We start from the raw sequence: 21,805 nt of genomic DNA on the forward strand, positions 1-21,805 counted from the left end.
CTCGGATCGCTGTCGCTAGCACCACGCCGGGCGTTATGCGCACGCTATGAGACCGCTTGTCGAGACGAAGTGGCCCGCGTGCCTCGAACGCTCGCTAAGACCGTCGCGCCATCTCGATCTCCCGATCCCGCAACACCTTGCGCTGGATCTTGCCGGTTGTGGTCATCGGCAGTTCGCTGACGAATTCGAACTCCTTGGGATACTCGTAGGGCGCAAGCTTGCCGCGAACGTGTTTAGCCAGATCTTCTTCGAGGCTGGTTCCCGGTTCGTATCCCGCCGCCAGGACGATGAATGCCTTGACGATTGAGCCGCGGTCGCGATCCGGCTTGCCGATGACGGCGGCCATGGCCACGGCTGGATGCTGTAACAGGCAGCTTTCCACTTCGGCGGGGCCGATGCGGTAGCCAGCGCTCTTGATGACGTCGTCGCTGCGGCCCTCGTACCAGAGATAACCATCGGCATCCATTCGCGCCATGTCACCAGTGCGACACCAGTCGCCGTCGTACTTGGCCTTGGTGCCAGCTTCATTATCGAGATAACCGAGAAAGAACACCGGGTCGGGGTCGCCGTGGATATCGCGTTTGTTGACGGCGACGTCGCCCGTCTCGCCAACCTTTGCAACGCGCCCGAGGGCGTCGACAACGGCCACCTGATGACCCGGATAGGCGCGGCCCATGCTGCCCGGTCGGGCCGGCCACAGTTTGGCGCAATTGCCCACCACGTAGTTCAGCTCGGTCTGGCCAAACATCTCATTGGGAGTGACACCGAGCGCCTTCTGCGTCCAGTTGAAGACAGTCTCGCCGACGCTTTCGCCGGCACTCATGATCGAACGCAACTTGAGCGTGTAGCGCTCGCGTGGATTGGGCACCGCCTTCATCATCATCTTGAGCGCGGTCGGGAACAGGAAGGTACAGGTGACCTTGTGCCGCTCCATCAACGACAGCGCGCGCTCGGGATCAAAGCGTCCTCGATAGCCAACCAGAGTGTGGCCAAAAAACAGCGTGGGCAGCAGTGCATCCCACAAGCCTCCGGTCCAGGCCCAGTCGGCCGGCGACCAGAAGACATCGCCTGGCTGCGGGAACAGGTTATGTGAAAAGATGAATCCCGACGAGTTACCATACATCGCGCGATGCGGAATCACGGCACCCTTCGGCGGACCGGTGGTGCCACTGGTGTAGATGATCATTGCCGCGTCGTCCGCGCGCGTAGCCGCTACCGGATGATCTGGTCGCCCGCTGGCGAGCAGATCTGACCAGTCGAGAACGCCGTCAGCCTTGGCGCCGGCGCAGGCGATGATGTGTTGCAGGCCGGTGAGCGAGCTGCGTATCGCGAGCACGTTAGGCAGCGAAGATGAGTCGCAGATCGCGATCTTGCACCGTGCGTTGCCAAGGCGATATTCGAGTGCATCCGGCCCGAACAGGACAGTCAGTGGAACGGCGACGGCACCAAGGTGCAACACCGCCAGCAGCGAGACTGCGGTCTCAATTCGTTGGGGCAGGCAGATGGCAACGCGATCCCCTGGCCCGACGCCAAGCCCGGCCAGCGCCGACGCCATCGCAGTTACCCGCTCCGAGAGCTCGGCGAAGCTGATGCGATCCGTCGCACCAGATTCGTCCTCCCAGACGATCGCTGTACGCACCGCGCGGGTCGGGTCGGACCGCCAGCGATGTGCGCAAGCCGTCGCGATATTGAATGAATCCGGAACCAGCCATCGCCAGCGGCTGTATTCCCTGGCGTATTGATCAGTCTGTGGCATTGCCATTGGTAGTTCCAGCGCCGCGCGCAGCTCGCGATGCCGCTCCGTAAAATAGCTTCGTGAACGATCTTACGCCATCTGTCAATGACCGCCGCAAGACCACGCTTGGCCGCATGCTAGTCTGGCTGGCTGTTGCGGTGGCGCTCGGCCTGACCTACGCTGCTTATGGGCAGATGGAGCTCATGTTGCAATGGGTGACGGCACGGTTGTGCTAACACCTTCCAAATCCCTTGGGGGGATCACGCCGTGGGGCGGGCCAAGCCCCCAAAGACTGCGCGCACCGCCGGCGTAGCCGCCTCGGGCGAGAAATGCGCCTGAACGTTGGCGATACCGGCCGCCGAAAGTTTGTTCCACAGGGCTGCGTCCTGATAGACGTCAGCAATCGCCTGCGCAAATGCCTCGGCGTCGTCGGCAACCAGCACGTCCTCGCCCGGGCGCAGTTTCATGCCCTCAACAGCACAGGTCGTGGCCACCACCGGGATGCCATGATTCATCGCTTCGTTGATCTTGCCCTTGACCCCTGCGCCGAAACGCAGCGGTGCGATCGATACTCGGGCCGCCCCGAGAAGCGGGGCAGTATCTTCAACGAAGCCACGAATGAGAACGCCATCACGCTGCAGCGCTGCAATCTCGTCGGGCATATTGCTGCCGACGATGGTGGTTATCGCATCCGGAAGGCGCCGGCGCAAGTGTGGCAATACTTCGGTGATGTACCACTTGACTGCATCGACGTTGGGCGGATGCCGGAAGCCGCCAACAAACAGGATGCCGGCGCGGCCATCGGCTGATGCGTTGGTCACGGCGGGCGACTGAATGGTGGAAATGATGTCGACACGTGCGCCAGGCAGCAGGCTGGCCAGGAGCCTTTGCTCGAAGTCCGATACTACGAGGGTGATGTCGCTGCGTGCGATGACGGCCAGCTCACGAGTGCGCGTAGCGGCAGCGGAGCGCGCCATCGCCGGGTTGCCGTTGATGGCCGCCTCGCGCTCCTCGCGGACGAAGTGCAGATCGACGGTGTCAAAGACAATTTTCGCCTTCGGGGCATAGCTGCGGATGCTGTGCACGTATTGTGTCGCGATGTAGTAGCGGCAAAGCACAATGGTGTCCAGCGTTGGTCCGCGTTCGCGCAAGACAGCGCGTACATTGCGCGCAAACGGGGCATGCAGGACTTCGACGCCCATTGCGCGCAGCTGGTTGGCATAGCGCGGATCGCCATCGAGATTGTCGGCGACAAAAGTCACATGGTGCCCGTCGCGGCGCAGGATGTGCAGCAGATTCAGCATGCGCACCGATCCGGCGTCCTGATCGGGGGTGATCATGCACGCCTCAACGATCAGGATGTTGCTTCGGGTACCACGATGCGCTTCCTGTTCGGGCTCGACCGCGTTGTCACGATGATTGGCAAGCGTGTCCTTCCAGCGTTCGTGGAACTTGCCAGCGTTAGTTACCTGGTGCGCCTTGATGCCACTGGTTTCATCACGACCGTGGCTGACACCCTCAAGATGAAAGATTTCGGCGGCTGGTTGATACAGCACCCGAAGGCCGCGCGCGCGTACCTGAAATGCCAGATCGGTGTCTTCGTAGTAGGCCGGGGCGTAGTAGCTGTCAAATCCGCCAATGGAGAGAAACAGATCGCGGCGTATTGCCAGCGCGGCCCCTGAGCAGTAATCGGCATCGCGAACGTAGTTGAAGCGCGGGTCGTCACGGTTTTGTCCGCGTCCCCAGTTCCACGCGCTGCCGTCACGCCAGACGATGCCACCAGCCTCCTGCAGGCTGCCGTCGGCATTGAGCAGCTTGGCACCCACCAGCCCGACATTGTCGTGCTGGGTGAAAGTGTCGATCAATGCGTCCAGAGCCCCCGGCCGTACCACCGTATCGTTGTTGAGGATGACCAGCCAGTCGCCTCGTGCCGCCTGCACGCCGGCGTTGACGTTGCCGATGAAGCCGAGATTGCGTTCATTGCGCAAGATCCGGAGGCCGGTCACCGGGGCCAGCGCCAATGCGGCCGGCTCGGGCGAACAATCGTCCATCACCACGATCTCGTACGGCTGGCGCGGAGGATGAGCAGCGATGCTCTTCAGGCAGGCGAATGTGGTTTCATGCTGGCCGTAGACCGGGATCACAATGGAAATCACCGGGTGTTCGGGCGCTGTCATCATCGCCAGCGGAACAATGTGATCGACGGGACCAGCGGGCAGCTCAATGACTGGAGCCTCCGGGCGGGGGCGGAACTCCAGTCGCAGCCGTTCGAGCACACTGCGCCAGCCGGCTCGGCGATACCGGATCATGCCGCCACGCGCCAGCGCCGGGGCGCGGCGCAGCAGGCTGAACGCTACCTGCGCAACGCGTGAGGCGCGCTGCACAACCCTAACCACCAGCCGCAGCGGTCGCGTCAATTTCCATGAGGTGCTCGCAAGCAGATTGTCGCGCTCGCGCTGGAATTGCGCCGACTCGCGTTCGAGAAAGGCAATGTGTTCACGCGCGCTGACGGCCCTGACATCGGCCGCATCGAGCGCCTCGCGCAGGTTGGTCGCACTGTCTTCGAGATCGGCAACCAGTGTCTCGGCCGCATTCAACTGGGTAACGACAGTCGCAAATTGTGAGCGGCCAATGACGCTCGTCTCACCCGGAGGCAATGTCTGCAGCTCATGTTCCACCACCTGAAGGGATTGGCGATGCCCGCCGTAGACTCCGACGCGGAAGATATCCAGCAGCGGTCGTGCGTCATCTGCTGCTGCGTCGCCGTCGCGCCAGCCAGCGTCTATCGTCGCGAGCAATGCCGCCGGGTCTCCGGCCGCCACGGCGCTGGCAATGCCTTGCAGATAAATATCGCCATACGTTTCGGCCGCAAGGCTCGCGGAAACCAGTCGCTCGGGATTGATGCGGTGATGAGCCTGAGTCTGTGCACTTGCTGCGGCCAGCAATGCGTCATGCCACCTCCTGGCCGTGCTGTCGTGCGGCAGCAGCGTGGCGCCCGGCTCGCCCTGCAGGCGCCCGGCAAGGGCACCAATGGCGGACGCGACAATCGGCAACCCGGTCGCCAGCGCGGCCGACAGCGTGAACGAATACGTTTCCGGAACCTGCGAGGGCAACCAGATGACATCCGGGCGCTCGGTTGCTATCAACTGGCCGAGTGCATCGCCAGCGTAGGACCCCGTCGCTGTAATAGTTTCCGGCAGCGGTTCTGCAGCATGTCCGATCAAGCGGATCACCAGCGGTGATCGCGTTGCCACGGCATAGGCTGCGACATCCGTGGCAACGTTCAATCCTTTCGCCGGTGACAGTGCACCCAGCAGCGCCACCTTCACGACGGTGGGTAATGTGAAAGGCCGCTCCGGGTGGGCGAGGATCTGCGCGTTCAAGGCAGGCACATAGCGCCGCACGCCGTCCGCCACACTCGCACTCGGTGCAAACACCCGTTGAGCGCGCTGCAATACGGACGCAAATGCCTCTCGCCACTCGGTGATGCTCATGTTCCACGCGTGCGGGCGGGCAGACAGGCAGTTGCTGCAACCGGCCGCGTCGGGCTCACCGCAGTAACGCCCTTCGGCGTTGACCAGCTGATATTGCGGACATACGGTGAAGTAATCGTGCAGCGTAACGTCGAGTGGCAGACCAAGTGCAAGGTCCAGCGTCAGCACCCCGGCTGGCAGGCCATGCACATGATGCAAGTGCATTCTGGAAAAGTTCAGATTGCGCAATGCCTCTACGAGCGACTGCCAGTTGTCGCAGGCAATCCGCCGGCGCGGGCCGTCGCCAATCTGCATTTCAACATGCTGCGAACCGGCCGGTCGCATCACCATGACTCGTGCTCGTGGGCCAAGCAACGTGCTCAACGCAGTGACATGCTGCTCGACGCCGCCTCCCCATGCGTGAGTGACAAACAACAGCCGTGGTGCGCCGGCTCCAGCAAACTGGACCAATGCAAGGCGATCTGCTTCCTGCAGCACTGTTTAGCGTCCTCCGGCGATGCGGCGGGCAGCGCGCACCAACCACGGCTCGGCTGCGGCGGATGCATCTGGCGCAGCGACCGCGTCCGACGGCATTGCGATGGCTGCGGCTTCAAGTTCGCGAATGCGGTCATGCAGCATCCGGTTTTCGCGGTAGGTGCGTGACCACTCGGCATAGACCGATTGTTCGCGATCGGTGACCAAAGTTACGGTCGGGACAACCTGCGCGAGTGATGCGCCTTCGCGGGCAGCGAATACCAGGAAATAGAGTTCGTCTGGCCAACCGTCGTTACCATCTGCGGTCAGCGCTTCGGCTGCAGTTGCCGTCGCACTCAACGGCCAGATCATCGAGTGGAAAGCCGGGCGCTGGGCAAACCACTGCTGGGCCGGAAAGTGTCGATCAAGCAAAGTCTTGAGTTCAGCACGATCAAGTTCCTTGACATGGAACTCATTGTGATAACCCGTCTTGTCACTGTATTCGGGCCGATTGGGCGAGGAGATGATCAGCATGCCGCCCGGCGCCAGCAGGCGGTCAATCTCCCGCATGAACGCCTCATGCTCGGTCATGTGTTCGATGGTTTCGAACGAAACGATGACGTCGAAGCTCGCGTCCGGCAAAGGAATCTGCGCGACGCTGGCGGTGACAAAACGCAGATTGCCGGCAGCGTATCGGTCGCTGGCATGTCGGGTCGCTTCCGGCGAAACATCGACGCCGACGACAGAGGCAGCCTTGCCCGCCAACAGCGACGAGCCGTAGCCCTCGCCGCTGGCGGCGTCCAGCACCCGCTTGCCTGCTACATGGCGTTGCGCCAGCAGATAGCGATGCCAGTGCTCGTAGACCATCTCGCCCGCACACTCGGGCAGGAAGCGCTCGCCGGTGAAACTGAGGGTCATGATCGCTCGCGACCGTCATCGCGGCCGGAATAGTTACGGGAGAACAGGTCGGCGAGGCGACGCCGGTCCTGTTTGGTGGGGCGACCACGCAGCAAGGTCTGCGCGCCTGCGGCCTCACGCATCGCCTGACGATCGAGACGACGCTTGATGCTGTCGTCCGTTTCCCGGTAGAGCAGGGCGGCATCAGTGGCCGAACCACGACGTTCGGATAGTGCCAGCACCAGCACCTCTTGAATCATGTCGCCGCGCTGGATCACATAGCCGTCGCCAACGCGGACTGCCAGAGCCGGCTTGACGCGCTCGCCTGCGACTGACCCACTGGCGGCGCGGCGCACGTGCCCGGCATCAATGGCATCGGTGGCCAGTGAACGGGTTTTGAAGAAGCGGGCGGCCCATAACCATTTGTCAATGCGGACCGGGGGCTGCTGCGACGGGGAAATCGATGCTGCGCTTGCCACGATCAGTGCACGGTGCCCGAGCCCGGCGGGTGCGAGGCATCGACGTGGTCGAACAGATCGGCCAACTGGGTGGCGCTCACTTCGTAGCGCTTGCCGCAGAACTCGCAACGAGATTCGACCCGGCCCTGCTCGGCAATCAGCGGCTGCAATTCTTCGCGGCCGACCAGCCGAAGCGCGTTGAGCACACGCTCCACCGTGCACGAGCAGGAGAAGGACAGGGCCTGCGCGGCATGCACACGTACATCGTGGCCGGTAAACACGAACGGTAACCATTCGCTGTACGGGAATGGCATGAACGGCAACGCGAAAGCAGTCTCTGCCTGCGCCACCACGGCCTCCCAGGCGCTGTCGGAAGCTTCATCACGACTGTCAGGCAGGCGCTCCAGCAGCATCGCCTCCAGCGCATCGCCGTCCTGGCGAAGCCACAGGCGGGTCTGCGTCTGCTGCGAATTGGTCAGGTAGTCGGCCAGCAGTGACGAGACGCTGCCAGCGTGCAGCGCCACAATGCCCTGATACATCTGCCCTTCCTCGGGCGCAATGGTCAACACAAAACGACCGCTGCCGTCGGGCGCGACCAGTGACGAAAGGTCGGCGTCCGCGGCGATGTTGGCGTCCTCGCGCACATTGGCATAGGCGCGAAAAGTCAGGCGATCCGTCGCCTCGACGCAGAGCAGTGGCACCGCGCCATCGCCCTGCGCCTGCAGCACGACCTGCGCGGGTTGTTTCAGATTGCTGGCCAGCAGCGCTGCTGCGCCCACCAGCTGCCGCAGCAGCAATGACACCGCGACCGGATAGTCATGATGTTGCAGCATCGACACCATGCTCTCATCAAGGCGTGCGACAACGCCGCGCGCCGGTGCCGTTTCCAGCCAGAAACGCGTCAGTTGATCAAAACCTGCCGTGATCCGGTCCATCGTTTGCCCTGCAGCTGGATGCTCAGGCCGTTACTGGCGCGGGCGCCATCGGGAAAGTAATGACTTGCATCGGCAATGCGGAGTTCTTGTCGAAGGTGGCACCGCCTTCGATTCCGGCGCGCGCCACGGCCTCTGCCGAATCAAGGCGGTCATAAAGCGCGTTCATGGCACCCAGCGCGTATTCGCGCCCCGAGCCTGCGGCCCAGAAGCGTTTGAACTCGAACACTTCGCGCATCGAATAGATGCCGTAGATGCCAGTCGGGTTGGCGATCAACGCGGTGATGTGGGTGCTCTCATAGGCATCCTCGTCTTCTTCCTTGGGGTTCAGGAAGTGCTGGTCCTTGAGGATGGCGTGCAGCTTGCGGAAGGTCTCGAAAATTTCCGCCTTGCTGTTGAAGTTCAGATCCTTCGAAGTCGAAAACAGGTTTTCGTAGACCAGTTGATGGGCGGCGCTGCCGCAGAGTGCGATCACGGTGTCGCCGTAGCGGACCATTTTTTCGGAGGAGGCGTCGAAACTGTCGGACAGGCGAGTGTCACCGAAGGTGGTGAGCGAGTCTGCGGCGATGGCCGCCATATTGCCTTTGCGCACCACTACAAGGGTGGTCATAACAGGTGCTTTCTTTTTTTTCGGGGAACCTTAAATTATAGATTTTGCGTAAGGGCGTCTGTTGGTGGCCCGGACAGGCGGTCCGGGCGCCAGTTCCTGGCTGCCAGCGACCAGAATTCAGGCACCGAGCTGGCGTTCTTCAGCGGGTCCTGGCGCAGGAAAGCCCATGCCGCGTGCAGTGTGACGAGCACGTTGTTGGTCGCGAGCGGTGTAGCCCGAGTCTGCTTCGAGAGTTTTTCGCCAGCGGCGTTGCGCGCCAGCGGGACATGCAGATAGCCCGGCGTTCGATAGCCGAGGCAACGCTGCAGATAGAGTTGCCGGGGTGTGTTGCCGAGCAGATCAGCGCCACGCACCACCTGTGTCACGCCCTGCAGTTCGTCGTCCACCACCACCGCGAGCTGGTAGCTGTAGATGCCATCGGCGCGGCGCAACACGAAGTCACCCAGTTCGGTCGACAGACGCTGCGTGATGGCGCCTGCCGCACGATCGACAAAGGAGACTTCGTCAGCGCCCATCGCGGGCACACGCACGCGCGATGCGTTGCTGGCAAATGGCAAGCGGCGTTCGCGACAGGTGCCGGGGTAGATCGCTTCTCCCTCAAAATTGCGCGGCGCTGCCTCCAGTTGCTTGCGTGTGCAGGCACAGGCGAACAACAGATGATTTGTGCGCAACTGTGCCAGGGCTTGCTCGTATAGGGCAGAGCGTTCGCTCTGGCGAACGATGTCGCCGTCGTGCACAAAGCCATAGCACGCTAGCTGGGTGAGGATGGTGCGCTCCGCCGTGGCAGAACAGCGCGTAGTGTCGACGTCCTCGATGCGAATCAGCCAGCGGCCATGGTGGGCGCGGGCATCAGCGTAGCTGGCCATTGCCGCGACGAGCGAACCGAAGTGCAGCGGACCGGTGGGTGAGGGCGCGAAACGCCCGACATACGGGCGGCCTGCCGCGCCGGTCAGGGCGTCTTGGTGGGCGTCCACTTCCAGCGGCTTTCGAGCAGGCCGAGCACGGCGTTCGGATACTCGAAGCGCCCGAGCGAGCCGTTGTAGCGGGCCAGCGCGCGAACGACGTCACCCTTCTCGATATCGAGGTAATGGCGCAGGATCACGCAGCCATAGCGCAGATTGGTGCGCAGGTGAAAGAGATTGTGGTCGGCCGTGCCAATCAGGCGCACCCAGAACGGCATCACCTGCATGTAGCCGCGGGCCGAGGCGCTGGAGATTGCGTATTTACGAAACGCGCTCTCGTGATTGATCACCGCCAGCACCAGTTGCGGGTCGAGGCCGGCGCGGCTGGCCTCGTATTGCACGGTGACCAGAAACTCGCGTCGCTGTTCGTTGTCCTTCATGCGCGACGCCAGCCGCGCTGACATTTCCGCCAGCCACGCCTGCGTCTCGTGGACATCGCCAATCAGCCTTGGCGCAGCACGGTCGGCGATTGCGGACGCCATCGAAGTCTGTACGCTGGCGGAGAGCTTTTCTTCGGCCTGCGCGCCGGCAAACGCGTACCCCGCAGACAGCAGAGCAGCGGATGCTGCGAACGCGCGCAACATCCGGAACGACCAGCTCGCGAACACGCGCGAGGATGTGGTGGTGACGATGGTCATCGTGGTCGATGGCTCACTACAACCCCGCGGCAACACCAGAAATGCAACTCAGGCGAGAGCGCCGCGGACATGGGCCACGATGTCAGCCAGCGCTATCTTGCTGGCCGCCTCAGCACGCCGCGCCTGATACTCGACCATGCCTTCCTTGAGGCCGCGGTCGCCCACAGTGATGCGGTGCGGGATGCCGATCAGTTCGAGATCAGCAAACATCACACCGGGGCGCTCTCCGCGATCATCCAGCACTACGTCGATGCCGGCCACTGCCAGCTCATCATGCAGCTTGTCGGCCGCCGCCTTGACCTCAGCACTGCGGTCATAGCCCACCGCTGCAATGGCGACCGTGAACGGCGCCATTGGCACAGGCCACGCGATGCCTTTGGCGTCGTGGTTCTGCTCGATGGCGGCGGCTACGACGCGGGTCACGCCGATGCCATAGCAGCCCATCTCCATGACCTGCTCCTTCTGGTCCTTGTCGAGGAAGCGGGCGCCGAGCGCCGCCGAGTAACGCTGGCCCAGCGCAAAGACATGGCCCACTTCGATGCCACGACGGAGCTTGAGCGCTCCCTTGCCGTCGGGCGAAGGGTCGCCTTCGACGACGTTGCGGATGTCAGCAACAACATCCGGTTCGGCGCAGTCGCGGCCCCAGTTGGCGCCGGTGACGTGATAACCCGATTCATTGGCGCCGCAGATGAAGTCCGCCATCGCAGCCGCCGTGCGGTCAGCGACCACCAGTACCTTGCCTGGATGAGCCTTGCCGTGGCGCGGCACCGGGCCGCAGTAGCCAGGCTCAACGCCGAGGTGTGCCTCGATTTCTTCTGGTGTGGCTGGACGGAAGTTGGCGAGCTGCGGCAGCTTGCCCAGCTTGATCTCGTTGACCATGTGATCGGCGCGCAGCATGCAGAGTACGAAGCCGGCGTCGCTCACATACATCATTGCCTTGAGTTGTGCCGGCAGCGGTTGCTTGAGGAATTCGCCGACGTCTTCGCAGGTTTTTTTGTCGGGCGTATGCACCAGCGTCAGCGCCTGCGTCGGAGCCGGACGCGCCGTTGCCGGGGCGAGGGCTTCGGCCATCTCGACATTGGCTGCGTAGTCGGAATCCGGGCAGTAGGCGATGACGTCTTCGCCGCTTTCGGCGAGTACCTGAAATTCATGCGACGCGAAACCGCCGATGTTGCCGGTGTCGGCGTTGACCGCGCGGAATTCGAGGCCCAGACGCGAGAAGATGCGGCTGTAGGCGTCGTACATCGCCTGATAGCTTTTCATCAGGCTGTCCTTGTCGACGTCGAACGAATAGGCATCCTTCATGATGAACTCACGCGAGCGCATCACCCCGAAGCGCGGGCGGCGCTCGTCGCGGAACTTGGTCTGGATATGGTAGAAGTTGATCGGCAGTTGTCGCCACGAGCGCAACTCCTGGCGGGCAATGTCAGTGATCACTTCCTCGCTGGTGGGCTGCACGATGAAGTCGCGCTCATGGCGATCCTTCACCCGCATCATCTCGGGGCCCATCTTCTCCCAGCGGCCCGACTCCTGCCACAGCTCGGCTGGCTGCACCACCGGCATTAGCAGCTCGATCGCGCCGGCGGCGTTCATCTCTTCACGCACCACCTGCTCGACCTTGCGCAGCACCCGCACGCCGAGCGGCATCCACGTATAGATGCCGGCGCCGAGCTTTTTGATCATGCCCGAACGCATCATCAATTGGTGGGAGACGATTTCGGCTTCGGCCGGCGCCTCTTTGGTGGTGGAGATGAAGAATTGGCTCAGTTTCATGGGCGAGGGCAGCAACGGCGACCATCTGGCAGGCGGGAGCGCGCCAGTGTTTCGCGGCAGAGCAAGCGTGATCGTAAAACCGGCAATTTTCGCTTATTCTCGAAATATGAACGATTTCGTCGCTGTCCGAGTGGTGAGCCCGCCTGCGGGCGTAAGGCAAGTGCCACTGGTGCTTGATTCGCCGCACAGCGGGCGCGTGTATCCCGCCGATTTTGGCTACGCCTGTGACTTCGCGCATTTGCGCAAGGCGGAGGACACCGATGTTGACGACTTGTTTGGCGACGCGCCGTCGCTCGGCGCCACGCTGATCTGCGCCGAATTTCCGCGCAGTTACCTGGATCCGAACCGGCGCGTGGAAGACGTTGACGAGAGCCTGATGGACGGGCGCTGGCCGCACCCGGTGGATCACTCGCCAAAGACGCGGTCGGGCATCGGGCTGGTGTGGCGGGTGCTGGACGACAAATCGCCGATCTACAGCCGCAAGCTAAGCGTTGCCGAGGTCGAACGGCGGATCAGCCATTGTCACGCGCCGTATTGGGCGGCGGTGACGCGCGCGATCGAGGCGGCGCATGGCGCATCGGGCCGCGTAGTGCATCTCAATTGCCATTCGATGCCGGCGGAGGCCGGGCCGGTGTCATGGGTGAAGCAGGGCACCCGCTTTGCCGACATTGTGCTCGGCGACCGCGATGGCAGCACCTGCTCCCCGGCGTTGACAACGCTGATCGCCGAGGCGTTTCGCAGCGAAGGGCTGAGCGTGGCGATCAACGACCCCTACAAGGGCGTGGAACTGGTCAAGCGTTTCGGACGCCCGCAGGACGACCGGCACAGCATCCAGATCGAAATCAACCGCAAGCTTTACATGAACGAAGCGACCCGCGAGCGCACCGACGACTATCCGGCGCTGAAGGCGCTGCTGACGCGGGTGACAGCGCGCATTGCTGCGTTCGCAGCGGCTGCGCCGGCTGCGGCCTGAAGCAGGCGCAGCGGCGTAGCGCTGATGACGCGAACGGCTAGAAGCGGTAGCCGACGCCGACCGAGATAGCCAGCGGGTCAAGCTTCACGTGGCTGATTTTGGTGCCGTCGAGGTACACGTCGGAACCCAGCCAGATCTTCTTGACATCAACGTTGATCGACCACTTCTTGTCAACCGGGATGTCCACGCCGACCTGCAACGCCGGCTTCAGGCTGTAGGCATCCAGCGTGACCCGCTTGCCGAGCGCAGTCATGTTGTTGTTCATCGTGTAGGTCAGGTTCACACCGGCGCCGACGTAGGGCTGGATGGCAGCGTTCGGGAACGGACGGTATTGCAGCGTGAGCGTTGGCGGCAGATGCTTGAAGGTGCCAATGGCGGCGCCGCCAACGCTGACGGTCTGCTTCTGCGGATAAGTCAGGATCAGCTCGGCCGATACGTTCGGCGTGAAGAACCAGGTGAGATCAACTTCCGGAATGGTCTTGTCATTGACGGTAATAGCGTCTGCCGGTGCAACGCCAGCGATGGCGTCCGACTTGTTGGCCATATCGAGATTCACCGCTCGCGCGCGCACCATCAGGTTGGACAGGTCGGTCGCGCTGGCTGGCAGGGCGGCGATGCCGATTGCGGCGGCGATGGCGAGAGAGAGGGCTTTCATGTACTTTCCTTTTCAGCGTCACGATTCCGCGCTGCGCGCCCGCGCAACGCTGGTAGCGTCAATCTGGTGACGACGCCCTGCGGTTTGTCCGCATGTTGGTTCGGGACGCCTCCCATCGGGATGCCGTCTTCGCGACACTCACCAGATCAACGAAGAAATACTACGAATAACTACAAACCCATTTTTTGATGATGGTCAAAAAATGCTGCAATGCCGCATTTGATGTTGATTTGGTGTTGCATTCGTGGTCTGTGTCGCGGCGGCAAGTGGGGTGCGCGCGTGGCGTCCCTAAAATCGCCGCATGCAATCGCTTCCGCAGTTCCATCTACCCGACCCGCGCGCCTTCCCGATTTATGAAGGCGCCTTGGCCAACCCGTTGATCGACCTTGCTTTGGCCGCACTCGCTGCGGAACAGGGCGTGATTCAGGAGAAGCGGGAGACCGAGCTCCGTGCCGCGATGGCTGCAATGCTGAGCGCGGCCGACACCGGCGCGATTGCCGATGCGCTCGCCCGTGCGCCGTCGCTGGCGGCCCAACGCACGCTGGCGCGGGTGCTCGCCATGGCACAGGTCGAGGCGGGCCGGGCTGCGGGCGACGCCGCGTTGCCAACCACCGTGTTCGCCATCCCGCTGGTGATCGTGGCCGCCGATGGCTCGCCAGTTACCGTGCCCGGTGCGCTGCCCGACAGCAACGAATTCGTGGCCTTGATGAAGACGGGCGGCGCGCTCCGCGCCAACCAGACCTTTGCGCTATCGAACGCCCTGGTTTCACCGGCCGCGTTTGCGCTGGATAAATTGCCGTCAACGCTCGCCTGGTGGTCGCTGACGCCGGGTGCTCCCGTCGCCGTCGAGCGCGCACCGATGCCGGTGCCGGCCAATCAGGAGAGCGTGTTCCTGCGCTTTCTGGTGGGCACTGCGCTGGCCGGACCGGGCGTGGACCTGCTGACTGAGCGCGATACCGGCAAATGGGGCATGCCGTTCACCCAGGCCTTTGCGAAACAACTGGGTGGCGGCGGCCTGTCATTGCTGGCCATGCCGCGGCCGCCGCAGACGCCGCTGGCCGCGCTCTATCAGGGCCGCGCGGCGCAGCGCGAAGTCTCGCTGCAGCTGTTCGCCACCAACGCCATCCGCAAGTTCCGCTCCGGCGTGGGCGAACCGGAGGCCGTGATTTCGGCGCACCGGATGGCCGACGGCAGCGGCGAGGTGCGGCTGTCGCTGTCGAACCCGTTTGACGAAAAGGGCGCCGAGGGCTTCCGCGCCGAGCTGCACGCCACCGACCGCGCGCAGGACGTGGCCGTGCTGATGCAGGATTTGCTGCGCGAATGCAATGTGCAATCGGTCACCACGCTGGCCGAGGTCTTCCCCGACATCGACGCCGGAACGCGGCTGCCGATGCTGTTCCGTGCCGACGCGCTGGACGGCGTGGGCGACAAGTCCATTCGTTCGGCGCAATTGCACTGAGGCGTTGGCCCGAAGTGCACGGCCTTGTGGCTTGTTGGTAAAAATGTTGTCCAAATTGGGCTTACAGGCCGATTTTGCTGAAAGTCGACTTCCTTCGATTTTGGGCTTGATGCCCTTTTTGAATGGGGATTTCGCAAGAAAGATGATGACCGAATCTGTAGTTTGATGTAGCAAAACGCCCCGCCTGACGATCACTTTCCCCCGAGTCCGACATTCAAGACCACCCGTCGAACTCCGCGCCGCATCGTCGTTCAAACCTTCGCCGCAGCCATTCGTCGCTCCGGCGTTCCACCATCCCCGCCCGCCGATCCGGTGCGGCGATACTCGCTTACTGGAAAATATCGCCCCGTGAATCCCGTCAATCTGTTTCCCTCCCGCCGCCTGGCCTACCTGTTCGGCTTCGTCGTCTGTGCCTCGCTGATGGGCTACGCCCTCTACCTGCAATACGTCGAAATGCTCGAACCCTGCCCCATGTGCTGGTTCCAGCGCATCGCGCTGGTTTTCCTGGGCGTCGTGTTTCTGGTGGGCGCCGTGCTGAATCCCGGTCGCTCCGGCGCCCGGATGCTGGCCTGGGCGTCGCTGGTCACGGGCGGCTCGGGCGTGGTGCTGGCCGCGCGGCACCTCTACATCCAGTCGCTGCCAGCCGACCAGTTGCCCAGTTGCGGCATGGGCATCAGCTACATGCTGGAGACCTTGCCGTTTCTCGACGTCTTCGCCCGCGCACTGAAAGGCAGCGTGGAGTGCAACAAGATCGACCTCATCCTCGGACTGCCGATTCCCGCGTGGAATCTGCTGTTCTTCCTCGCGGCCGTTATCGCGGCATTCCTGCTCATCAACCATCGCGCCCACAAGGCGTAGCTTTCCCGTTCATGAAATCCATCGTTCCCGCCGCGGTCGCGGTTGCACTCACTCTAGTCGCGGTTCCCACCGCGTCTCAGGCTCAAGCCCTCAACCCGCCGCCGACGCCAGCGCGGCCGGTCACCGACGTCGTGCACGGCATGACGCTCACCGACCCCTACCGCTGGCTGGAAGACAACAAGAACGAAGAGGTCGTCAAGTGGACACGCGCGCAGCATGACGCCGCGCTGGCCTGGATGGACAAAAACGTGCCGGAGGTGCCCGGCCTCAAGGACGAGCTGACCCGTTACACCGACCGCACGATCACCTCGCCGCCGTCGTTCTACAAGGGCCGCGAGTTCTTCACCCGCAAGGTCAAGGGTGATGCGCAGGCCAAGCTCTACACCCGTATCGACGGCAAGGAAGTGCTGCTGTTTGATCCGATGAAGATTGACCCAAGCGGCAAGTCGGCACTCTCTGGCCGGGCCTATTCGCGTGACGCCAGCATCCTGGCAGTCGGTCTGCAACGCGCCGGTGACGAACTGCCGACGCAGTTCTTCATCAACAGCAAGACTGGCGAACAGGTCTACGCACCGCTGCCGCAGGTGTGGAGCGTGTCGTGGACGAAGGACAACGCCGTCGCTTACGTGCAGCCGCGTACTCAGGAGCAGGTGAGCAAGCAGTTGCCGCTCTACACGCAGCGCATGGATCTGCGCAAGCCCATCCTCGGGCAGCCGGTGGTACACAAGTTCACTGACGCCAAGCAGTGGGGCGGTGTCGCCGATTACGAGTATTCGCCGTACACCGTGTTCAGTACCGGTGAAGGCAAGCGCGCGCAGTATTCGATCGCAAAGACCGACAGCAGCGAAACACCGCGGGTGATCTTCGCCGAGAAGGATGCCAACGCGTCGATCGAAATGATTGGCGACAGCATTTACGCATGGACCAACGCCGGTGCGCCGAACGGTCGCCTGCTCAAAGGCAGCGTGGCGAAGCCCGAGTTCAAGGACTGGAAGCAGATCGTCGCCGAGCAGAAGGACGTGGTGCTTGAATCATTCGTGGTGACGAAGAAGAACATCATCGTTCGCGAAAAGCGTGAGCTGCTCGAGCGCCTGCGCGTGCTCGACCTCAACGGCAAGCATGTGCGCGACCTGCCGGCGCCCGAGTTCGGCAGCGTCAGCAGCATCTCCTACGATCGCGACAGCAATACGCTCTACGCCGCGCTGGCCACCTTTACCGCGCCGTTCAAGCTCTACAAGCTGGATGCTGACAAGCTTGAGTGGAAGTTCCTGTATCAGGACGAAACCGTGCTCGACACCAGCAACATCGAGACCAAGATGGTCTACGTGACCAGTCGTGACGGCGCCAAAGTGCCGATGTTCGTGAGCACTAAAAAGGGCGTCAAGCTCGACGGCAGCAACCCGACCGTCATCTACGGCTACGGCGGCTTCAACATCGGCATCAAGGTCGGCTATCTCGGCGCGTTTGCCACCCTGGTAAACCGTGGTGTGGTGGTGGCGCAGCCGGGTTTGCGCGGTGGTGACGAGTTCGGCGAGCGCTGGCACGAAGGCGGCATGCTCGGCAACAAGCAGAACGTGTTTGACGATCTCTACGCCAGCGCCGAATGGCTGATCAGTCAGGGTTACACCAGCAACAAGCGGCTGGTGGCCTTTGGTGGCAGCAACGGTGGCCTGCTGGTTGGCGCAGCCGCGACGCAGCGCCCGGATCTGTTCAGCGGCATCGTGTGCTCGGTGCCGCTGCTCGACATGGTGCGCTATCACAAATTCCGTATCGCCCGCTACTGGATCCCGGAGTACGGCGACCCCGACAAAGCGGCTGATTTCGCTTGGCTGCTGCGCTACTCGCCGTATCACAACGTCCGCGCTGGCGTGAACATGCCAACGATGCTGGTGATCGCTGGCGAAAACGATACTCGCGTTGACCCGCTGCATGCGAAGAAGTTTGTCGCACTGGCGCAGAACAATCCGGGGCAGGTGAATCCTGTGTTGCTCAAGATGGACTACGACTCCGGCCACGGCAGCGGCAAGTCCACCGCGCAGCAGGTCGAAGACCGCGAAACCTGGCTCAAATTCATCCTCGCCATGACCGGCGCATCGAAACCGGCGGCCACGGCTGCCAAACCGTGAGAACGACAAACATGAGCTTCACCCTCCGTCATTCGCTGGCTGCTGTGCTGGCTGTTTGCTCCGCTGCCCTGGCAGCGGCACAAGGCGTGCAGATCACCCTGCCGCCGGGCGTGACCGGCAGCAAGGAGCCGCCACCCACCGTCGCAGGCGCAGCGGTTCCGGGCAGCATCGACAAACTGGGCTGGATGGCGGGCTGCTGGCAGGGCACGTCGGACGTGGATGGCTCCAATGTCCGCGAACTCTGGCTGGCGCCAGCTGCAGGCACCATGATGGGCGTATCGCAGACGCTACTGCGGGAGAAGTCCGTCGGCTGGGAGGCGATGCGTCTCTACGACGAAGGCAACACGGTGAAGGCCTGGCTGCGTCCCGGCGCCCGGCGTGAATTCACGATGGCAATGGAAAAGTTCGAGGACGGTTTTGTGAGCTTTGCCGTCACCGAGGGCGACACCACCACCCGGCTGATCTACCACCGCCGCAATGGCAACGAGATTGGCGCCTCGTTTCGCCTGATTCGCGGCGAAGACCGCCGTGGCGTTGACTTTTCATTCAAACGGATCGAGTGTTCCACGTTGATGGGCGGCGCAAAGTAGTTCGAGGGAGTTCGAGAGGCACGACGGCTTTTGGCCGAAATAGCCGTTTCATCAGGGCTGAGCGGCCAACGCAGGCAAAGTCGACGTCTTGCGTTTTCAGGGCTCAAGCCCTTATTGAATGGGCGATTCAGCAAAAAGCTGCCGCTGCCCGTCTGTTGCGAGGCGCGTGTACAGGTCCTCGACTGGCAGGCGTTTTCCGTTTACAATCATCGGCTTACTTCGAAAAAATCATTCGTCCCTCGGGGTGCCTGCCAAGCTTCGCTGCAAAGCGATACCGGTAGCGCTTCTCTGATTGACGGCTAAAAGAGAACAGGAATCATCATGGCACTCACGCCGGAACAAACCGCAAAAATCATCGCTGACCACGGCCGCTCCAAGGGCGACACCGGTTCGACGGAAGTGCAAGTTGCACTGCTGACCGCCAACATCAACGGCCTGTCGGATCACTTCAAGGCCCACGCCAAGGATCACCACAGCCGTCGCGGCCTGCTCAAAATGGTGAACCAGCGCCGCAGCCTGCTCGCCTATCTGCGCAACACCGACCGCGCCCGCTATCAGGCGCTGATCGAAAAACTCGGTCTGCGTAAGTAATTTGCACCGCTGCCTGATCGAAAAGCCACCTTGCGTTGTCGCGGGTGGCTTTTTTCGTTTCGCCACTGAGGACGTCGGGCTCCGCCCTAAGACGACGGCCTTGCTTCGCGGCCTAGGACGACGCTTGCTGCGCTCGCTAGGACGGGACACCGGTGGTAAGGCGGCGAGCATTTGTGCTCGTTTCAGGCCGTTACCAGGTTATTCAGTATGAAAAGCGGAGCAACACCTACTTGGTCTTGCGTCCTAGCTCGCGAAGCGAGCGCCGTCCCAGGCCGCGCAGCAGGCCGTCGTCCTAGCGCGTAGCGCGACGTCCTGCCCCCCAGTTTCCCCAACGACAAAAGAGAAAGGATCAGCCCGATGCTGACCGCAACCAAAAAGTCCATCGAGTATGGCAAACACACCCTCACGCTTGAGACCGGCGAAATCGGTCGTCAGGCCGATGCCGCCGTGCTGGTCCGTTATGGCGACACCGTGGTGCTCGTCTCCGCCGTCGCCAAGACGAGCGTGAAAGAAGGCCAGGACTTCTTCCCGCTCACCGTGGACTATCAGGAGAAGTTCTACGCCGCCGGCAAGATCCCCGGTGGCTTCTTCAAGCGCGAAGGCCGTCCGACCGAGAAAGAGACGCTGACCGCGCGCCTGATTGATCGCCCGATCCGCCCGCTGTTCCCGGATGGCTTCTACAACGAAATCCAGGTCATCGCGACCGTGATGTCGATGGACCCTGAGATCGATCCGGATATCCCCGCGATGATCGGCGCCTCTGCCGCACTGTACCTGTCGGGCGTGCCGTTCGCCGCCCCGATCGCTGCCGCCCGCGTCGGCTACGCCAATGGCGAGTACATCCTGAACCCGACCGCGACCGAACTCAAGACGTCCGAGATGGATCTCGTGGTCGCCGCGACCGAGACCGCCGTGATGATGGTCGAATCGGAAGCCGCTGAGCTGCCCGAAGACGTGATGCTCGGCGCCGTGTGGTGGGGCCACGCCCAGCAGCAGCCGGTGATCGACATGATCATGGCGCTCGGCGAAGTCGCCGGCAAGCCGGCCTGGGACTGGCAGGCTCCTGCGAAAGACCCGGCACTGGTCGCGAAGGTCGTCGAGATCGCCGGCCCGGGCTTCGATGAGGCCTACAAGATCAAGTCGAAGAGCGCGCGCAGCGCCAAGCTCAAGGAAGTCTCCGCTGCCGCCGAGGCCGCGCTGATTCCGGCCGACGCCGATACGCTGACCAAGAACAACATCAAGAACGAGCTGTTCGCCCTCGAGGCGAAGACCGTTCGCGAGCAGATCCTGCGCGGCGAGCCGCGCATCGACGGCCGCGACACGCGCACCGTGCGGCCGATCTCGATCCGCACCGGCGTGCTGCCGCGTACGCACGGGTCGGCACTGTTCACGCGTGGCGAAACGCAGGCGCTGGTCGTCGCGACGCTCGGCACCAAGCAGGACGAGCAGATCATCGACGCGCTGGGCGGCGAATACCGCGATCGCTTCATGCTGCACTACAACATGCCGCCGTTCGCTACTGGCGAAACGGGCCGCGTTGGCTCGCCGAAGCGCCGCGAAATCGGCCACGGCCGCCTCGCCAAGCGCTCGCTGGTGACGGTGCTGCCGCCCGAAAAGGACTTCTCGTACTCGATGCGCGTCGTCTCGGAGATCACTGAATCGAACGGCTCCTCGTCGATGGCCTCGGTGTGTGGCGGCTCGCTGGCACTGATGGACGCTGGCGTGCCGCTCAAGGCCCCGGTTGCAGGCATCGCAATGGGCCTGATCAAGGAAGGCAACCGCTTCGCCGTGCTGACCGACATCCTCGGTGACGAGGATCACCTGGGCGACATGGACTTCAAGGTGGCCGGCACCGACCGTGGCGTGACCGCGCTGCAGATGGACATCAAGATCCAGGGCATCACCAAGGAAATCATGGGCGTTGCGCTGGCTCAGGCCAACGAAGCGCGTCGTCACATCCTCGGCATCATGCACGAGGCAATGCCGCACAACCGTACCGAGATGAGCGCCTACGCACCGCGAATGATCACCTTCAAGATCAATCCGGAGAAGATCCGCGACGTGATCGGCAAGGGCGGCGCCGTTATCCGTGCGCTGTCGGAAGAAACCCGTTGCCAGATCGACATCCAGGACGATGGCACCATCACCATCGCCTCGCCGAACGCCGACGATCTCGCCGAATGCAAGAAGCGTATCGATGGCATCACGGCCGAAGTCGAAGTGGGCAAGGTCTACGAAGGTCCGATCATCCGCATCATGGACTTTGGCGCCGTGATCCAGCTGCTGCCGGGCCGCGATGGCCTGCTGCACATCTCGCAAATTGCCAACGAGCGTGTCAACGCCGTCACCGACTTCTTCAAGGAAGGCGACCTGGTCAAGGTCAAGGTGCTTGGCTTCGACGACAAGGGCCGCGTCAAGCTGTCGCGCAAGGTGCTGCTTGACGAGCAGGCTGCTGCTGACAATGCGGACGCAGGCAACGCACCGCAGTAAACGGCTCGTTCCTTGTAGAAAAAACGGGGCTTCGGCCCCGTTTTTTGTTCGTACGAGTGATTGTGCAGATCAGTCCGCTATCGCCACTCCGCCTTGTTGCCGCCGCCGCGC

18 protein-coding genes are annotated in these 21,805 nt (G+C 62.7%); 8 read left to right on the top strand and 10 right to left on the bottom strand.

All coding sequences use genetic code 11. The features are described from left to right. Positions 1 to 94 precede the first annotated feature (94 nt). Positions 95 to 1,756 carry an acetate--CoA ligase gene (locus tag FKL89_RS05680; RefSeq protein WP_420361136.1) on the bottom strand — a complete coding sequence of 554 codons (1,662 nt, stop codon included), beginning with the start codon at positions 1,754 to 1,756 and terminating at the stop codon, positions 95 to 97. 59 nt (positions 1,757 to 1,815) lie between these two features. Between FKL89_RS05680 and FKL89_RS05685 the strand changes: the two genes are divergently transcribed. Next, complete coding sequence (locus FKL89_RS05685) at positions 1,816 to 1,971, top strand: hypothetical protein (RefSeq protein ID WP_156861844.1); 156 nt, start codon at positions 1,816 to 1,818, stop codon at positions 1,969 to 1,971. Between the two features lie 24 nt (positions 1,972 to 1,995). Here FKL89_RS05685 and FKL89_RS05690 read toward each other — a convergent pair whose 3' ends face one another. Genes FKL89_RS05690 through FKL89_RS05725 form a run of 8 tightly spaced genes read right to left on the bottom strand, consistent with a single transcriptional unit; the run spans position 1,996 to position 11,952 of the window. Then, positions 1,996 to 5,706 (bottom strand): glycosyltransferase, encoded by a 3,711-nt coding sequence (locus tag FKL89_RS05690; RefSeq protein WP_156861845.1) that lies wholly within the window; start codon positions 5,704 to 5,706, stop codon positions 1,996 to 1,998. 3 nt (positions 5,707 to 5,709) lie between these two features. Beyond that, positions 5,710 to 6,600: a class I SAM-dependent methyltransferase gene (locus FKL89_RS05695; RefSeq protein WP_156861846.1), complete on the bottom strand. Its 891-nt coding sequence runs from the start codon at positions 6,598 to 6,600 to the stop codon at positions 5,710 to 5,712. Further along, on the bottom strand, positions 6,597 to 7,058 hold the full coding sequence (locus tag FKL89_RS05700; RefSeq protein ID WP_238363500.1) for an RNA-binding S4 domain-containing protein: 462 nt from the start codon (positions 7,056 to 7,058) through the stop codon (positions 6,597 to 6,599). The genes FKL89_RS05695 and FKL89_RS05700 overlap by 4 nt, the downstream gene beginning before the upstream one ends. A 2-nt stretch (positions 7,059 to 7,060) precedes the next feature. Further along, entirely contained in the window at positions 7,061 to 7,972 is a 912-nt protein-coding gene (gene hslO, locus FKL89_RS05705; RefSeq protein WP_156861847.1) for an Hsp33 family molecular chaperone HslO, read from the bottom strand. Positions 7,973 to 7,994: 22 nt separating this feature from the next. Further along, on the bottom strand, positions 7,995 to 8,579 hold the full coding sequence (locus FKL89_RS05710) for an MFS transporter (protein WP_156861848.1): 585 nt from the start codon (positions 8,577 to 8,579) through the stop codon (positions 7,995 to 7,997). A 35-nt stretch (positions 8,580 to 8,614) separates the two neighbouring features. Further along, positions 8,615 to 9,553: a tRNA glutamyl-Q(34) synthetase GluQRS gene (gene gluQRS / locus FKL89_RS05715; protein ID WP_238363501.1), complete on the bottom strand. Its 939-nt coding sequence runs from the start codon at positions 9,551 to 9,553 to the stop codon at positions 8,615 to 8,617. Further along, the gene (locus FKL89_RS05720; RefSeq protein WP_395706754.1) at positions 9,529 to 10,179 is read right to left on the bottom strand and encodes a lytic transglycosylase domain-containing protein; all 651 of its coding nucleotides are present in this window, start codon (positions 10,177 to 10,179) and stop codon (positions 9,529 to 9,531) included. The genes gluQRS and FKL89_RS05720 overlap by 25 nt, the downstream gene beginning before the upstream one ends. A gap of 48 nt (positions 10,180 to 10,227) precedes the next feature. Further along, positions 10,228 to 11,952, bottom strand: a complete 1,725-nt coding sequence (locus FKL89_RS05725; protein ID WP_156861849.1) for a proline--tRNA ligase — start codon at positions 11,950 to 11,952, stop codon at positions 10,228 to 10,230. Between the two features lie 106 nt (positions 11,953 to 12,058). Between FKL89_RS05725 and FKL89_RS05730 the strand changes: the two genes are divergently transcribed. Next, the gene (locus FKL89_RS05730) at positions 12,059 to 12,925 is read left to right on the top strand and encodes an N-formylglutamate amidohydrolase (RefSeq protein WP_156861850.1); all 867 of its coding nucleotides are present in this window, start codon (positions 12,059 to 12,061) and stop codon (positions 12,923 to 12,925) included. A gap of 37 nt (positions 12,926 to 12,962) precedes the next feature. On the opposite strand, the gene FKL89_RS05735 is transcribed toward FKL89_RS05730, so the two are convergent. Continuing rightward, positions 12,963 to 13,580, bottom strand: a complete 618-nt coding sequence (locus FKL89_RS05735; RefSeq protein WP_156861851.1) for an OmpW/AlkL family protein — start codon at positions 13,578 to 13,580, stop codon at positions 12,963 to 12,965. Positions 13,581 to 13,881: 301 nt separating this feature from the next. Between FKL89_RS05735 and FKL89_RS05740 the strand changes: the two genes are divergently transcribed. From FKL89_RS05740 to pnp, 6 genes are all read left to right on the top strand, one after another. After that, positions 13,882 to 15,039: a hypothetical protein gene (locus tag FKL89_RS05740; protein WP_156861852.1), complete on the top strand. Its 1,158-nt coding sequence runs from the start codon at positions 13,882 to 13,884 to the stop codon at positions 15,037 to 15,039. A gap of 348 nt (positions 15,040 to 15,387) precedes the next feature. Next, positions 15,388 to 15,897 (top strand): disulfide bond formation protein B, encoded by a 510-nt coding sequence (locus tag FKL89_RS05745; RefSeq protein WP_238363502.1) that lies wholly within the window; start codon positions 15,388 to 15,390, stop codon positions 15,895 to 15,897. Positions 15,898 to 15,908: 11 nt separating this feature from the next. After that, the gene (locus tag FKL89_RS05750) at positions 15,909 to 18,023 is read left to right on the top strand and encodes a prolyl oligopeptidase family serine peptidase (protein WP_156861853.1); all 2,115 of its coding nucleotides are present in this window, start codon (positions 15,909 to 15,911) and stop codon (positions 18,021 to 18,023) included. An 11-nt stretch (positions 18,024 to 18,034) separates the two neighbouring features. Then, positions 18,035 to 18,613, top strand: a complete 579-nt coding sequence (locus tag FKL89_RS05755; RefSeq protein WP_156861854.1) for a DUF6265 family protein — start codon at positions 18,035 to 18,037, stop codon at positions 18,611 to 18,613. Positions 18,614 to 18,934: 321 nt separating this feature from the next. After that, positions 18,935 to 19,204, top strand: coding sequence for a 30S ribosomal protein S15 (rpsO, locus tag FKL89_RS05760; RefSeq protein WP_156861855.1), 270 nt, complete (start codon positions 18,935 to 18,937; stop codon positions 19,202 to 19,204). A 357-nt stretch (positions 19,205 to 19,561) separates the two neighbouring features. Next, the gene (gene pnp, locus FKL89_RS05765; protein ID WP_156861856.1) at positions 19,562 to 21,694 is read left to right on the top strand and encodes a polyribonucleotide nucleotidyltransferase; all 2,133 of its coding nucleotides are present in this window, start codon (positions 19,562 to 19,564) and stop codon (positions 21,692 to 21,694) included. Positions 21,695 to 21,805: the final 111 nt, after the last annotated feature.

It is taken from the genome of Casimicrobium huifangae (assembly GCF_009746125.1).
Lineage (GTDB): Bacteria > Pseudomonadota > Gammaproteobacteria > Burkholderiales > Casimicrobiaceae > Casimicrobium > Casimicrobium huifangae.